This is a genomic window from Metabacillus sp. KUDC1714, assembly GCF_014217835.1.
Classification (GTDB): Bacteria; Bacillota; Bacilli; order Bacillales; family Bacillaceae; genus Metabacillus; species Metabacillus rhizosphaerae.
The window spans coordinates 1,923,723-1,939,012 of sequence record NZ_CP055263.1 but is presented as its reverse complement, the minus strand read 5'-3'; the positions used below and the strand labels follow the sequence as shown (position 1 = coordinate 1,939,012).

12 protein-coding genes and 4 tRNA genes are annotated in these 15,290 nt (G+C 35.5%); all 16 read left to right on the top strand.

What is annotated here, in order from left to right; all coding sequences use genetic code 11:
• Nucleotides 1–21: 21 nt before the first annotated feature.
• Nucleotides 22–261 carry a 30S ribosomal protein S18 gene (gene rpsR / locus HUW50_RS09095; RefSeq protein WP_046588211.1) on the top strand — a complete coding sequence of 80 codons (240 nt, stop codon included), beginning with the start codon at nucleotides 22–24 and terminating at the stop codon, nucleotides 259–261.
• Nucleotides 262–474: 213 nt separating this feature from the next.
• Nucleotides 475–1,410: a YybS family protein gene (locus HUW50_RS09090; RefSeq protein WP_083964768.1), complete on the top strand. Its 936-nt coding sequence runs from the start codon at nucleotides 475–477 to the stop codon at nucleotides 1,408–1,410.
• 39 nt (nucleotides 1,411–1,449) lie between these two features.
• Nucleotides 1,450–3,423: a DHH family phosphoesterase gene (locus HUW50_RS09085; RefSeq protein ID WP_066338721.1), complete on the top strand. Its 1,974-nt coding sequence runs from the start codon at nucleotides 1,450–1,452 to the stop codon at nucleotides 3,421–3,423.
• Nucleotides 3,420–3,866 carry a 50S ribosomal protein L9 gene (gene rplI, locus HUW50_RS09080; protein ID WP_066338717.1) on the top strand — a complete coding sequence of 149 codons (447 nt, stop codon included), beginning with the start codon at nucleotides 3,420–3,422 and terminating at the stop codon, nucleotides 3,864–3,866. The genes HUW50_RS09085 and rplI overlap by 4 nt, the downstream gene beginning before the upstream one ends.
• A gap of 157 nt (nucleotides 3,867–4,023) precedes the next feature.
• A complete protein-coding gene (gene dnaB, locus HUW50_RS09075; RefSeq protein WP_066338842.1) occupies nucleotides 4,024–5,385 on the top strand; it encodes a replicative DNA helicase in 1,362 nt (453 codons plus the stop codon).
• A gap of 269 nt (nucleotides 5,386–5,654) precedes the next feature.
• The gene (locus HUW50_RS09070; protein ID WP_066338714.1) at nucleotides 5,655–6,941 is read left to right on the top strand and encodes an adenylosuccinate synthase; all 1,287 of its coding nucleotides are present in this window, start codon (nucleotides 5,655–5,657) and stop codon (nucleotides 6,939–6,941) included.
• A 222-nt stretch (nucleotides 6,942–7,163) separates the two neighbouring features.
• Nucleotides 7,164–7,239, top strand: a tRNA-Lys gene (locus HUW50_RS09065).
• A gap of 20 nt (nucleotides 7,240–7,259) precedes the next feature.
• Nucleotides 7,260–7,331 (top strand) — tRNA-Glu (locus HUW50_RS09060).
• 26 nt (nucleotides 7,332–7,357) lie between these two features.
• A tRNA-Asp gene (locus tag HUW50_RS09055) sits at nucleotides 7,358–7,434 on the top strand.
• Nucleotides 7,435–7,592: 158 nt separating this feature from the next.
• Nucleotides 7,593–7,665: transfer RNA gene (locus HUW50_RS09050), tRNA-Phe, on the top strand.
• A gap of 312 nt (nucleotides 7,666–7,977) precedes the next feature.
• Nucleotides 7,978–9,429 carry a M23 family metallopeptidase gene (locus tag HUW50_RS09045; RefSeq protein WP_232329079.1) on the top strand — a complete coding sequence of 484 codons (1,452 nt, stop codon included), beginning with the start codon at nucleotides 7,978–7,980 and terminating at the stop codon, nucleotides 9,427–9,429.
• A gap of 292 nt (nucleotides 9,430–9,721) precedes the next feature.
• Nucleotides 9,722–10,429 carry a response regulator YycF gene (gene yycF / locus HUW50_RS09040; RefSeq protein WP_066338711.1) on the top strand — a complete coding sequence of 236 codons (708 nt, stop codon included), beginning with the start codon at nucleotides 9,722–9,724 and terminating at the stop codon, nucleotides 10,427–10,429.
• Between the two features lie 4 nt (nucleotides 10,430–10,433).
• The gene (gene walK / locus HUW50_RS09035) at nucleotides 10,434–12,272 is read left to right on the top strand and encodes a cell wall metabolism sensor histidine kinase WalK (protein ID WP_066338708.1); all 1,839 of its coding nucleotides are present in this window, start codon (nucleotides 10,434–10,436) and stop codon (nucleotides 12,270–12,272) included.
• Nucleotides 12,269–13,618 (top strand): YycH family regulatory protein, encoded by a 1,350-nt coding sequence (locus tag HUW50_RS09030; RefSeq protein WP_066338703.1) that lies wholly within the window; start codon nucleotides 12,269–12,271, stop codon nucleotides 13,616–13,618. Before walK ends, HUW50_RS09030 begins: the two co-directional genes overlap by 4 nt.
• Nucleotides 13,605–14,423 (top strand): two-component system regulatory protein YycI, encoded by an 819-nt coding sequence (locus HUW50_RS09025; RefSeq protein WP_066338698.1) that lies wholly within the window; start codon nucleotides 13,605–13,607, stop codon nucleotides 14,421–14,423. The genes HUW50_RS09030 and HUW50_RS09025 overlap by 14 nt, the downstream gene beginning before the upstream one ends.
• A gap of 21 nt (nucleotides 14,424–14,444) precedes the next feature.
• The gene (locus HUW50_RS09020; RefSeq protein ID WP_066338694.1) at nucleotides 14,445–15,239 is read left to right on the top strand and encodes an MBL fold metallo-hydrolase; all 795 of its coding nucleotides are present in this window, start codon (nucleotides 14,445–14,447) and stop codon (nucleotides 15,237–15,239) included.
• Nucleotides 15,240–15,290: the final 51 nt, after the last annotated feature.

The window sequence follows — 15,290 nt, the reverse complement described above, 5'->3', positions numbered from 1 at the left end:
TCAGAAGGGAGGAACTAGAAAATGGCAGGTGGACGTAAAGGTGGACGTGCGAAACGTCGTAAGGTGTGTTTCTTCACATCTAACGGTATCACACACATCGATTATAAAGATGTTGATTTACTTAAAAAATTCGTATCTGAGCGTGGTAAAATCTTACCTCGTCGTGTAACAGGTACAAGTGCAAAATACCAACGTAAATTGACTGTAGCTATTAAGAGAGCTCGTCAAATGGCTTTATTACCATACGTTTCTGGTGAATAATAAATGAAAAAGCACAGATAAGGATTGTATCCTTTCTGTGCTTTTTTCATCTATTAAATGGGCAGACCTAGATTGCCTACCCTACTAATAATGCTTCCTTTAATTGGGTAAATAACCATTCTGAAAAAAGGTGTTAAGATGGTCGTTTAGAAGTTTGATTCCGTGATGAAGGTAGTCTAAAATATAATATGATCCCTTTAAAGAGGTGAAAATGTGAGTAAAGTTCGTGTAATAACAGAAGGTGCACTTATTTTAGCGATATTCTTAGTTTTAATGCTTTTTGCTCTATATGCACCAATCATAGGGACGATCTTACACTTAGTCCTCCCATTACCCTTTATGCTATTTACAATTAGACATGGTATTCCCCTATCGATCATGATGTTAATCGCGGGTTGTATTCTATCGATCCTCTTTGGGTCAGTAACAAATATCTTAATCGCTTTTATTTTTGGTTTGAGTGGCTTAACAATGGGTTATTTTTATAAAAGGAAAAGTCCGATAGGTGCATTAATAGGAGGAAGCTTAGCTTATACATTTAGTTTTGTTATAACTTATATAGGAGCAATACTATTCCTTAAGCTTGATTTTATAAAAATTTCTATCGGTTTACTTGAAGAATCAATAGAGCAATCAAAGTCAATCATTACTGCTCTTGACGCTAATACAAATGTAGAGCAACAATTTGAACAGCTGGAAAAGGGTTTGGATCTGATACATATATTAACACCAACTATGTTTGTAACCTTAGGTATCCTATTTTCTCTCTTTAGCCACCTTGTAGCAATACCAGTACTTAAGCGCTTGAAGGTTGAAGTATCTCCTTTAAAACCATTTAGGGATTGGCGCTTGCCAATAAGCTTAATCTGGTATTATTTAATCGTATCAGTGTTAATTATGATAAAACTTGATAAAGATAGCTTCTATTTTATGGCGTTGATAAACTTATATTATATTTTACAATTCTGTGTCCTAATTCAAGGCTACTCGTTCATATATTATTATTCATATAAGAAGGGCTTATCAAAGGCTATACCAGTAATCGCTGTAATTGCTTCATTGCTCTTACCAATATTTCTTTATCTTATTAGAATCTTAGGTATAATTGATTTATGCTTCCCTCTCCGTGACAAAATAACAAAAAAGTAAAATAGGATTCACTGCCTGAGAGGAGTTGATGAGAAACGAATGCCAAATTTAAATGAAAAGACATTAATCCGATATTCTATTTATTCATTAATTGGCTTAACAGTTATAGCTGTCCTGGTTCTATTTTTTTATAATTGGATAATCGGTATCCTGGTATCTATTTTCTTAAGTGTTTCACTTTACCTTCTAAGGAAAGCTGTTTTAGACTTTCAATTAGAAATGGAAGGTTATATTACAACGCTTTCATATCGATTGAAAAAGGTCGGCGAAGAAGCTTTAATGGAGATGCCGATTGGGATTATGTTATTTAATGATCAATATCATATAGAGTGGACGAATCCATTTTTAACTTCTTGCTTTGACGTAGATACATTAGTGGGTAGATCCCTATTTGATGTAGCTGATGCATTAGTCCCATTAATAAAACAAGAAGTTGATTCAGAAACGATTACCTTACATGATCGAAAATTTAAAGTCATTATTAAACGAAATGAACGTTTATTATATTTCTTTGATGTTACAGAACAAATAGAAATTGAGCGGCAGTATGAGAATGAGCGTACAGCCTTAGCATTTATCTTTTTAGATAATTATGATGAAGTGACACAAGGGATGGATGATCAGGCTAAGAGTGCAATAAATAGTGAAGTAACAGCCTTATTAAATAAGTGGGCTAAGGATTATGGTGTATTTTTAAAAAGAGTTTCCTCAGAACGTTTTTTAGGTGTGTTAAATGAAAATATTTTAACTAAGTTAGAAAAAACGAAATTCTCCATTTTAGATGAAGTTAGAGAGAAAACAACGATCCATAATGTATCATTAACATTAAGTATAGGGATTGGTACAGGTGTATCTTCGTTGCAGGAGCTAGCTGATTTAGCTCAATCTGGTCAAGATTTAGCCCTTGGACGTGGTGGAGACCAGGTTGCTATAAAACAAACAAGCGGTAAAGTAAAGTTCTTCGGTGGTAAAACCAACCCAATGGAAAAGCGCACGAGAGTACGTGCCCGTGTTATATCCCATGCATTAAAAGAAATTGTCTCTGAAAGTGATAAAGTGATGATAATGGGACATAAGTTTCCTGATATGGATGCCATTGGTTCTGCTATTGGAATCTTAAAGGTTGCACAAGTAAATGGAAAAGAGGGGTTTATCGTCTTAGACCCAGATGCACTTGATTCTGGTGTAGAACAATTACTGATTGAGCTAAAGCAGCATCCAGAGCTCTGGTCGAGATTTATCACACCAGAGCAAGCACTAGAGATTATGACAGATGAAACATTACTTATTGTCGTAGATACCCATAAGCCGTCAATGGTCATTGATGAAAGGTTACTATCTAGAAGTGAGCATGTTATTGTCATTGATCATCATAGACGGGGTGAGGAGTTTATAAAGGACCCAATCCTTGTTTATATGGAGCCTTACGCATCGTCTACAGCTGAATTAGTAACAGAGCTATTAGAGTACCAGCCAAAGCGTCTTAAAATGAACATGGTTGAAGCAACTGCTTTATTAGCAGGTATTATCGTTGATACAAAAAGTTTTACTCTTCGTACAGGTTCACGTACGTTTGATGCAGCCTCATACTTAAGAGCTAAGGGCGCTGATACAGTACTAGTTCAAAAGTTTATGAAAGAAGATATCGAGAACTATGTGAAGCGTGCTAGACTTATTCAAAACGCGTCAATCTACAAAGAAGGAATTGCGATTACAATTGCAGATGACAATGAATTTTTTGAACAGGTTATCATTGCTCAAACGGCTGATACGCTTTTAACAATGAATGGAGTTTCAGCTTCCTTTGTTATTGCAAGGCGGAATGAAGCTAGTATTAGCATTAGTGCCAGGTCATTAGGTGACATTAATGTTCAGCTCATTATGGAAGCACTTGATGGCGGAGGTCATTTAACAAATGCTGCGACACAGCTTCAGAATTACACGCTTAAAGAAACAGAAGAAAGACTGAAATCAGCACTAGAAGATTATCTTGAAGGAGGAACCAAATCATGAAGGTAATATTTTTAAAAGATGTAAAAGGAAAAGGGAAAAAAGGTGAAGTCAAAAATGTTGCGGATGGCTACGCGCAAAACTTCTTACTTAAACAAGGACTTGCAGTTGAAGCATCAAATGCTAATGTAAGCTCTTTAAATGCACAAAAGAAGAAACAAGAGAAAGAAGCAATTGAAGAATTAGAGCAAATGCAAGAACTTAAAAAGGTGTTAGAGGAACTAACTGTACAATTAAGTGCTAAATCAGGTGAAGGTGGGCGTCTATTTGGTTCAATTACTAGTAAGCAAATAGCAGATGAACTTAAAAAGAGCCATAGTATCAAGTTGGATAAGCGCAAAATCGACCTACCTGATGCAATTCGTGCCCTTGGATTTACAAATGTACCTGTTAAGTTGCACCCTGAAGTATCAGCAACAGTAAAGGTGCATGTAACTGAACAGTAAATGTTGGAAATATAAGTGGTTTTGTGGAAAGAGTGAAATTTATCTTGAAGCTTAGCCACATTTTTTTTATGCTTAGTACTTAAGAGTTTCTAATTATATGAGATTGAATCATTGATAGCTTCCTAGCAATTATTAAAATAAAAGGACGGTGGTCATCATAAACGAAGTAATTGGTGATCGTATTCCACCACAAAATATAGAAGCAGAACAGGCCGTATTAGGCGCAATATTTCTGCAACCATCTTCTTTAACATTAGCATCAGAACTTTTAATTCCTGAAGATTTTTATCGTGCATCACATCAAAAAATTTATAATGCAATGCTTGATTTATCCGATAAAGGTGAGCCAGTCGATTTAGTAACGGTAACCTCAGAATTAGCAGACGCGAATCTTTTAGAAGAAGTGGGCGGGGTTTCATATTTAAGTGATTTAGCAAATTCAGTACCTACTGCAGCTAATATTGAATATTACGGGAAATTAGTAGAAGAAAAGTCAATTTTACGTCGTCTTATCCGTACTGCTACTGGAATTGCCCAAGATGGGTATAGCCGGGAAGATGAAGTTGAAGTTCTTTTAAATGAGGCTGAAAAAACAATTATGGAGGTTGCACAGCGTAAGAATGCTGGTGCCTTTCAAAATATTAAAGATGTTCTTGTCCAAACATATGATAACATTGAATTGCTTCATGATCGTAAAGGGGATGTTACTGGTATCCCAACAGGTTTCATGGAGCTAGATAAAATGACAGCAGGCTTCCAACGAAATGATCTCATTATTGTAGCAGCACGTCCATCTGTTGGTAAAACAGCATTTGCATTAAATATTGCGCAAAACGTTGCGACAAAAACTGACGAAAACGTTGCAATCTTTAGTCTGGAGATGGGTGCAGATCAGCTTGTCATGAGGATGCTTTGTGCTGAAGGTAATATAGATGCCCAACGACTTAGAACAGGTTCATTAACCCCTGAGGATTGGGGTAAATTAACCATGGCAATGGGAAGCCTTTCAAATTCTGGAATATATATTGATGATACACCTGGTATACGTGTAAGTGAAATCCGTGCAAAATGTCGCCGTTTAAAACAAGAGGCTGGTTTAGGTATGGTATTGATCGATTACTTACAATTAATCCAAGGTAGTGGTCGTAGTGATAACCGCCAACAAGAGGTATCGGAAATTTCCAGAACTCTTAAGGAATTAGCTCGTGAGCTAAAGGTTCCTGTTATTGCTTTATCTCAGCTATCACGTGGAGTTGAACAACGTCAAGATAAACGTCCAATGATGTCAGATATCCGTGAATCTGGGAGTATTGAGCAGGATGCTGATATTGTGGCCTTCCTATACCGTGATGACTATTATGATAAAGAATCTGAGAATAAAAATATCATTGAAATTATCATTGCTAAACAGCGTAATGGTCCGGTTGGTACCGTGTCATTAGCCTTTGTAAAAGAATATAACAAATTCGTTAATCTAGAGCGGCGTTTTGATGACGAAGGTGTACCACAAGGTGCATAAGAGAAGATCGTATCCATGCGGTCTTCTTTTTTTATGTTCCTTTTAGAGTTAATCATTCTATATTGGGATATGATAAAAGTAATCGTAAATAAAGAGTAATGAAGGAATATATTGTTTTTTATTACAATAGACAAAGAGGAATATACGAACGAATACATCTCGTGGATTTATAAATGTTCGTATTTTCATTGACTTTCTTCATAGTGATTGATAAAATAAACATGTTTGATTAGTGCGAAATTAAGTGCGAAATTACGGAGGTGCACGGAATGTCTTCAGTAGTAGTTGTTGGAACTCAATGGGGAGATGAAGGGAAAGGAAAGATTACTGATTTCCTTTCTGAAAATGCAGAGGTTATTGCTCGTTATCAAGGTGGAAATAACGCAGGTCATACAATTAAATTTGGTGGAGAGACTTATAAACTTCACTTAATTCCATCTGGGATTTTTTATAAAGATAAAATCTGTGTGATTGGTAATGGTATGGTTGTAGATCCGAAAGCACTTGTTACAGAACTTGCTTATTTACATGAGCGTGGAATTACAACAGATAATTTACGTATTAGCAATCGTGCGCATGTCATTTTACCTTACCACCTTAAATTAGATGAGGTAGAGGAAGAACGAAAAGGCGCAAATAAAATTGGTACAACTAAAAAAGGAATCGGACCAGCCTACATGGATAAGGCAGCTCGCGTAGGGATCCGTATTTCTGATTTACTTGAGCGTGATGTTTTCGAAGAGAAGCTTGTTCGTGCTTTAGAAGAAAAGAACCGCATGTTAGAAAAGTTTTATGAAGTAGAAGGCTTCACTGTGGAAGAAATTTTAGATGAGTACTATGAATATGGCCAACAATTTAAAAAGTATGTTTTAGATACATCAGTTGTTCTAAATGATGCTTTGGATGAGGGGCGTCGTGTTCTTTTTGAAGGTGCTCAAGGTGTAATGCTTGATATTGATCAAGGTACATATCCTTTTGTTACATCTTCTAACCCTGTTGCTGGAGGAGTTACAATTGGTTCTGGAGTAGGTCCAACTAAGATAAACCATGTTGTTGGTGTATCTAAGGCATATACAACTCGTGTAGGTGACGGTCCTTTTCCTACTGAATTAAACAATGAAATTGGCAACCAAATTCGTGAAGTTGGACGTGAATATGGTACAACAACTGGACGTCCACGTCGTGTTGGATGGTTTGATAGTGTTGTTGTTCGTCATGCAAGAAGAGTAAGTGGATTAACAGACCTTTCACTAAACTCAATTGACGTGTTAACTGGCATTGAAACATTAAAAATTTGCGTAGCATATAAGCATAAAGGTGAGACAATTAACGAGTATCCTGCTAGTTTAAAAGTTCTTGCAGAATGTGAACCAGTATACGAAGAACTACCAGGCTGGACAGAAGATATTACAGGTGTTCGCAATCTAAGTGAACTACCTGCTAACGCTAGACATTATATCGAGCGTATTTCACAGCTTACTGGTATTCCATTATCGATCTTCTCTGTGGGACCGGACAGAACTCAAACGAATGTTATTCGCAGTGTATATAGTTAAATAAACATTAGTCATTGTATAGAGGGGAATCGAAGAATGTCGATTCCCTTTTAACATCAAAGAAAATATTACAAATTAAATAAAAAAATGTATTGTTTTATTTAGAAGTGATATGGTATGATAGATCACGTCCTGTTAGAAGATTTAATATCTTATTCATTGAATAATGAGTCACAGCAGTACAAGCACTAAAACAATGTAATATCTACTCATTTCTATAATGAGCCATTAGCTCAGTTGGTAGAGCATCTGACTTTTAATCAGAGGGTCGAAGGTTCGAGTCCTTCATGGCTCACCATTTTTACTACATGTTACTTTGGCCCGTTGGTCAAGCGGTTAAGACACCGCCCTTTCACGGCGGTAACACGGGTTCGAATCCCGTACGGGTCACTTTATATATAGTAGAATTACAATTAGGTCCGGTAGTTCAGTTGGTTAGAATGCCTGCCTGTCACGCAGGAGGTCGCGGGTTCGAGTCCCGTCCGGACCGCCATTATCTTAAGTTACTTTTCTTAAGTAAAAGGGTTTTGATAAACGAGAAGATCAAGGAAGCGATTGAACGATCACCGGAGCGTATGTAAATACGTGAGGATGTGAGTGAAAGAGCTGACGCAGAGATTCGAAGTTTAGCGGAAGCCGTAAACCCAGTATGGCTCGGTAGCTCAGTTGGTAGAGCAATGGACTGAAAATCCATGTGTCGGCGGTTCGATTCCGTCCCGAGCCACTCCAAAAGCATGATTCAATAGAATCATGCTTTTATTTTTTTAAAAGTTTATTAGGTAAAGAACAAGCTATTTTGTGGTAACTATAATATGCCCATTTCCTCCCTTCAAATCTACAGGAAATGACAGGAATAAGTAAAATATGTATGTAATAATACAATACTGTTACAATTTGTCGGATTTTAAGGCTGTTTACAAATAATATGTTACCTTTATAAGGTGGATAATGACGAGAATTTTGTCGATTTAAAACAAAATTCCTATGTAAGGGGCTTCCTGAGTTTCTTGTAGTAAAGATTTAGGGGGAAAAATCAGTGTTTAAGCGTTCTAATAGATTAGTAGGAAATCATCTCATAAAAAAATATTCATTTATAAATAAATTCACAATGGGGATTGCATTAGCAACTACCCTAACATTAGGAGTAGAATCTGCTTCTGCAGAAACATCCTTATCAACTGTTTATCATATCTACTTAGGTGAAGACTACATGGGCACTGTTGATAATGAAGTGTTGATCGATGATCTGTCTAAGAAAAAATTAGAAGAGCAAAAAGCCACATATGAGAATTTAAATTTAACAGTTGAAGATATAGAAATTATTCCTGAACAAATGTTTCGCCCAGTCTTTAATAATAATGAGACATTATTAAACTTAGATAAAGAGCTTGATGTTGTTGTTGAATCTACTGAATTAATGATTAACGATCAGTCTGTTGCTAATTTTAATAGTAAAGCAGATGCTGAATCTGTATTAACTGAGTATAAGCTGCAATATGTAACTAAAGATGTACTTAATGATATTGAGGCGAGACAAGCTACTAATCTTCCTTTAGACTCATTAAAAGAAGGGCAGTCACGTATATTAGACGTAACATTTTCTGAGAAAGTTTCACTTGAAACGAAAAAAGTTTCTCCAGACAAAGTATTAACTGTTGATCAAGGCGTTATTCTTTTAAAAAAAGGTACACTTGAGGAGAAGAAATACATGATTCAGGAGAATGATGTATTAGGTAGTATTGCATCTAAACATGATTTAACGTTAGAGCAACTATTAGACTTAAATACTGGACTTAAAAAAGATACAGTAATTAAACCTGGTGAAGAGGTGACCGTAACGGTTTTAAAGCCTTTCGTTAAAGTGAGTGAAAAGCAAGAGATGCTAAAGAAAGAAAGCATTTCCTTTGAAACAGAGGTTAAAGAAGATTCCTCACTGCCAAAGGGCGAACAAAAGATAACCCAAAAAGGTGTAGATGGTGAAAGACTGGTAAACTATGTTATTTTCAAAGAAAATAGCTCAGAGGTAAAACGAGAAACTGCTAGTGAAGAAATCTTAAAAGAACCTGTTAAAGAAATTATTTTAAAGGGTACAAAGATTATTCCTTCTAGAGGTACTGGTAGTCTAGCATGGCCAGCAGTTGGTGGCTATATATCCAGTGGCTTAGGCCAACGCTGGGGAAAGCTTCATAAAGGAATAGATATAGCTAGACCAAGTGATCGTACAATTAAAGCAGCAGATAATGGTACAGTTGAATCTGCAGGCTTTAATGGTGGTTATGGAAACAAAGTGGTTATTAACCATAATAACGGTTTAAAAACGATTTACGCACACTTAGATTCAATTTCTGTCTCAGTTGGACAAGTTGTATCTCAAGGGCAAAAAATTGGCGTAATGGGTACAACCGGTCATTCAACCGGTGTGCATCTTCACTTTGAAGTTTATGATAATGGTAATTTAAAAAATCCAATGGATTACTTAAAAAAATGATACAAAGGGTCTGACAATTTTAGTCAGTCCCTTTTTTGATTAAAGTAAGTATTACTTACCTACTACCCATAAAAAAGTTTTATAAACACGAAGTTATCTATAACGTACTTTTAACTCCTATTTTTATCAACCTTGTTGTTTAACTGAGACTTATCCTAAATAAAATACATTAATGTTTTTCTATTATTTTTCACATGGTTCACAGGTTCGTCTTTAAAAAAGATGATTCTCTTCTGTGAAAATGTTACATTTAAATTATGTAGATTACACGTAACTTAAAGGGGCGAGAGCATTGGAAAAAAAGATTTTAGTCGTTGACGATGAAAAACCAATTGCTGATATTTTGCAATTTAACTTAAAAAAAGAAGGATATACCGTATATTGTGCCTATGATGGCAACCAAGCGCTAGAAATGGTTGAGGAAATAAATCCAGATCTTTTACTATTAGATATTATGCTTCCTAATCGAGATGGTATGGAGGTTTGTAGAGAGGTTAGAAAGAAGCATGACATGCCAATTATCATGTTAACTGCTAAGGATTCTGAAATAGATAAGGTTCTTGGTCTTGAGCTAGGTGCAGATGATTATGTAACAAAACCATTTAGTACGCGGGAGTTACTAGCGCGTGTCAAAGCTAATTTACGCCGCCAGCAGACAATTGAGAACACTGAACCTAAAGGGGCAACAAATGAAATAAGTATTGGATCTCTTGTCATCCACCCTGATGCATATGTTGTGTCAAAGCGAGGAGAAACTATTGAATTAACCCATCGAGAATTTGAACTCCTACATTATTTAGCACAACATACTGGTCAGGTTATGACTCGGGAACATTTACTACAAACAGTTTGGGGCTATGATTATTTCGGTGACGTCAGAACAGTAGATGTTACAGTAAGACGTTTAAGAGAAAAAATAGAAGATAATCCAAGTCATCCAACATGGATTGTAACAAGACGTGGAGTGGGCTATTATTTACGAAACTCCGAACAGGAGTAATGAAATGAAGAAGGTAGGTTTTTTTCGCTCGATTCATTTCAAATTTGTCATGGTATATGTTCTTCTTATTATGCTGGCAATGCAAATTATCGGCATTTACTTTGTAAAAGAACTAGAAACGTCATTAAAGGAAAATTTTAATGCATCATTAACAAAACGTGTAAGTTTACTTGTTTATAATATTGAACAGGAAATGTCTCGAGATCCAAAGGAATACGAGGATGGAAGGACACCAGCTGATGAAATCACAACAATTATTAGGGATTTCGAGACAGATGAAATCCTCGAGGTTCGTGTCATTGATAAAAATAAAAATGTTATTGCTACCTCAAGTACAAACCAAGATATTGTAGGAAAAAAAACAACAGAGGCTATGGTACTTCGTACATTAGTTGGGATTGAGGATAGTAATAGCAGTTTCCATTTTGATCAAGAAACACGTCAACGTGTTGTTGTCATGACTTTTCCTATTAAAGAAAATAACTTTAGTGATAAAACAGTTGGTGCCGTTTATATGGTTGCTTCAATGGAAGAAGTATTTGCCCAAATGCGAATTATTAATAAGATATTTGCAACGGGTACAGGTTTATCCTTATGTATAACGGCTGCATTAGGAATTTTTCTTGCCAGAACAATTACAAGACCAATGACAGATATGCGAAAACAGGCAATCGAATTGGCAAATGGTAACTATTCTCGTAAAGTTAAAGTGTATGGAGAAGATGAAATCGGTCAATTAGCGGCTACTTTTAATTACTTAACTGAAAAACTGGAAGAAGCTCAAGCTATGACTGAGGGAGAAAGGAAAAAACTCGCTTCTGTTATTGCTCATATGACAGACGGTGTTATTGCAACAGATCGCAATGGACAAGTAATTCTTATAAACAATCCTGCATTAGAAATGTTAAATGTTTCACGTGGAACGTTAAAAAATGTCAACATTACTGACCTATTAAGGATTGAAGACAATTATTCTTTTGAAAGTCTTATCGATGAGCAAGAGTCATTAATTCTAGATTCAAGTACAAAGGAAAGACCGTTTATAGTACGGGTAAGTTTTTCTGTGATCCAAAAAGAGTCAGGAAGAGTAGATGGGCTTATTGCTGTATTATATGATATTACGGAGCAGGAAAAGATTGAACAGGAAAGAAGAGAATTTGTTGCTAATGTGTCCCATGAGCTACGAACACCATTAACAACGATGAGAAGTTACCTTGAGGCATTAGCTGACGGGGCATGGATGGACAAAGAAATTGCACCTCAGTTTCTAAATGTTACGCAAACAGAGACAGAGCGAATGATTAGACTAGTAAATGATCTGCTACAATTATCAAAACTTGATCGCACAGATTATCGTTTAAATAAGGATTGGATTAATTTTACGGATTTCTTTAATAAAATTATCGATCGTTTTGAAATGACGAAATCAGGGCATGTATCGTTTGTTAGAAATATTCCAAATGATGCACTTTATGTCGATATAGATACCGATAAAATTACCCAAGTTTTAGATAATATTATTTCCAACGCACTGAAGTACTCACCTGAGGGCGGGAAAGTTACCTTTACTATTGATATATTACCATCTGAACTTCAAATACGTGTGAAGGATGAGGGTGTAGGAATACCCCAGGAAAGCGTAAATAAAATCTTCGATCGATTTTACCGTGTTGATAAAGCCAGAACTCGTAAGCTAGGTGGAACGGGATTGGGCTTAGCGATTGCAAAAGAAATGGTATTTGCACATGGTGGCGATATTTGGGCGTTAAGTAAAGAAGGACAAGGTACAACGGTATACTTTACATTACCTTATGACCCGGAACAAGAGGATGAGTGGGAATGAATAAAGAATCGATAAAAAGTGCCGCACTAATTGCATTAATAGTCATCAGTTTATTTTTCACTTGGAACATATGGAGTCTCCAACCATCTTACGATAACTTTCAAAATAATGGATTTTATGAGAGTGTACCGATTAGTGAAGTAACAATGGACTTTTATGAAGTAATCAAACCACAACAATTATTTTTTCACGCAGCAGAAAACCATTACAGTAGTATTAATGATACGAGTAGTATGTTAAGTCTTTGGAATGAAATGCAAGACTGGGAATATAGCAACGAAAGAAACCAGTCTACAACCTATACAAAGGAAAAACTCCAAAGTCTAATCCATGGAAATGGAGAAGCTAAGCTAGAACTTAGATTCTATGATGAAATCCCAATGGCAACCTTTCAATCAATGGTAGATTGGGAAAAGGATATAAACCAGACCATTGAATTTGATCGTATTTTATTAAACGTTGAGAACGATAGCGAAGTGCAAAAGGTTTATTTCGTTTCTTATGATAAAATGAAAGTTGTTGAAACAACAGTTAATCAATCTAAAGCAAGTCACTTTGTTGGAGAGCTATATAATAAAAGAGAAGAGTTTCAGCCATATTTTTCTTATGAAACAGGACAAGGTAACGAAATTATGCTTCCGGAAAATCAAGTGGAATTAGAAAGCTATCAATATTTCACCGAAGAAATAGAAGGGGAAAAATTTAAAGAGGCTTTGTTTGTTAATCCGCAAATTGTTAAACAAGATGTTAGTATTTCTAAAAATAGATATACCGATGGAACTAGGGAGCTTAATATTTATCCAACTACACACATGGTTAAATATGTGAATCCAACTTTAAAGGATACAAATCCTGTTGAAGCGAATTTTCTTATTGAGCAAAGTATTAAATTTTTAAATGATCATGGTGGGTGGACAGATAATTATGTATTATTTGACATACAGGAAAGTGATCAGGAAGTAAAATTTATTATGTCTATTCATTCAATACCAGTCATTAGATCAATGGAAAATCAGTATGGCCCTACAATGATTTCACAAAGATGGGGTCAAAATGAAATTGCGATCTATGAGCGCCCTTTGTATGAGCTAATTATGTCACCTCTTTCAAGTAATTCTTTAACTTTAATGTCGGGAAGAAAAGTAGAAGAAATTATAAATAAGAATCAACAGTTAGATAAGACACAAATTAATAACATTTTTATAGCGTATGAGCTTGGAGGATCAGATAGTCAGCAAACTGTAAAGGTAGCCCCTGTCTGGTGTATAGAAATGATGAATGGAACTCTAATAAAAATGACTGAGGTCGTAGAACAGCCTGGGGGGGATGAAAATGGATTGGAGTAAAACTAAAACCATTTTTATTCTTGCATTCCTTATATTAGATATCTTTTTGGCGATTGAGTTCTATGAATTACGTGGTAAAAGAGATTATGCGGTTATTCAAAAGACATCAATAGAGGATCAGTTAGCTGCAGAAGATATAGTATATAATAAGTTGCCAGAAGATGTAGATAAAGGTTTTTATATTACAGGTAAAAGTAAGGACTTTACTCTAGAAGAGGTCAGTAAACTAAAAAATCAAACATTAATTTTAACAAATAGTAATTTAAGTGGAGAGTCCTTTAGAACATTAAATATGGAGCTTAAGGATCCTTTTTCTTTGCCTGAAGTAAATCTAAAGAGCAAAGTAAATCAGTTCTTAAAAGAAAACATTCTCTCTGGAGAGCTTTATCACTACTGGTATAGGGATGAAATATCTAATACAATTATCTGTATTCAACAGTACAAAGATAAAAATATTTTTCAAAACAAAGATGATGATCACATTGCAATGGTGATCCTTTATGTAAATGAGGAAGATGAGATATTCGCATACGAACAGTCCATGCTTGTAGATATAAAAGAGATTGAAGAAAAGGAAGCTGCTGTTCCTGCTATAAAGGCAATTGAAGCTTTATATAACAAAAACTATTTAAAGTCTAAGAGTAAAATCATACAGATCCAATATGGATATTACACACATATTCCACTTACAAATCAACAAATATTAGCACCAACTTGGCATATTATTGTTGAAACGGATGAAGAAAAGAGAGAAGAGTATTACGTTAATGCCTTAGAGGGAGAAGTTTTACAATCAGCAGAATAGGGAATAAAGGAGTGAATATTTATGAGCTTGCAGTTTAGTGTCCTTGCAAGCGGAAGTACGGGGAATGCAATCTATGTTGAGACTGAAAATCAATCATTTTTAGTGGATGCAGGATTAAGTGGTAAGCAAATGCAAAACTTATTTGAGCAAATAGGACGAGACATCAAAAAGCTATCAGGTATTTTAGTGACACATGAGCATAGTGATCATATAAAGGGTCTGGGCGTACTTGCTAGAAAACATAAGTTGCCAATATATGCAAATGAGAAAACATGGCAAGCTATGGATGGTTTAATTGGAGAAATTTCAACAGAGCAAAAATTTGTGTTTCAAACAGGAACAGTTAAAACATTTGGTTCACTGGATATTGAGTCCTTTGGTGTATCACATGATGCAGCTGAACCAATGTTTTTTGCTTTTAATCATCAAGGGAAAAAGCTAGCTTTAATTACCGATACTGGTTATGTAAGTGACAAAATGAAGGGAACAATCCGAAATGCGGATGCTTTTGTTTTTGAAAGCAATCATGACGTTTCTATGCTCCAAATGGGCCATTATCCTTGGAGCATAAAACGACGGATTTTAAGCGACGTTGGTCACGTATCGAATGAGGATGCTGCAATAGCGATGATGGATGTAATCGGAGATGCAACCAAACGAATTTATTTAGCTCATTTAAGTAAAGATAACAATATGAAAGATTTAGCTCGAATGTCTGTTCAGCAAACGTTGGCAAGTAAAGGCTTTATCACAGGAGAGCAATTTGATTTATATGACACAGATCCAACTACCCCGACACCGCTTGTAGCAATATAAGAATGATTGTGAAGATAATGATTAATAGTAAATTACAATAGTAATAAAGAG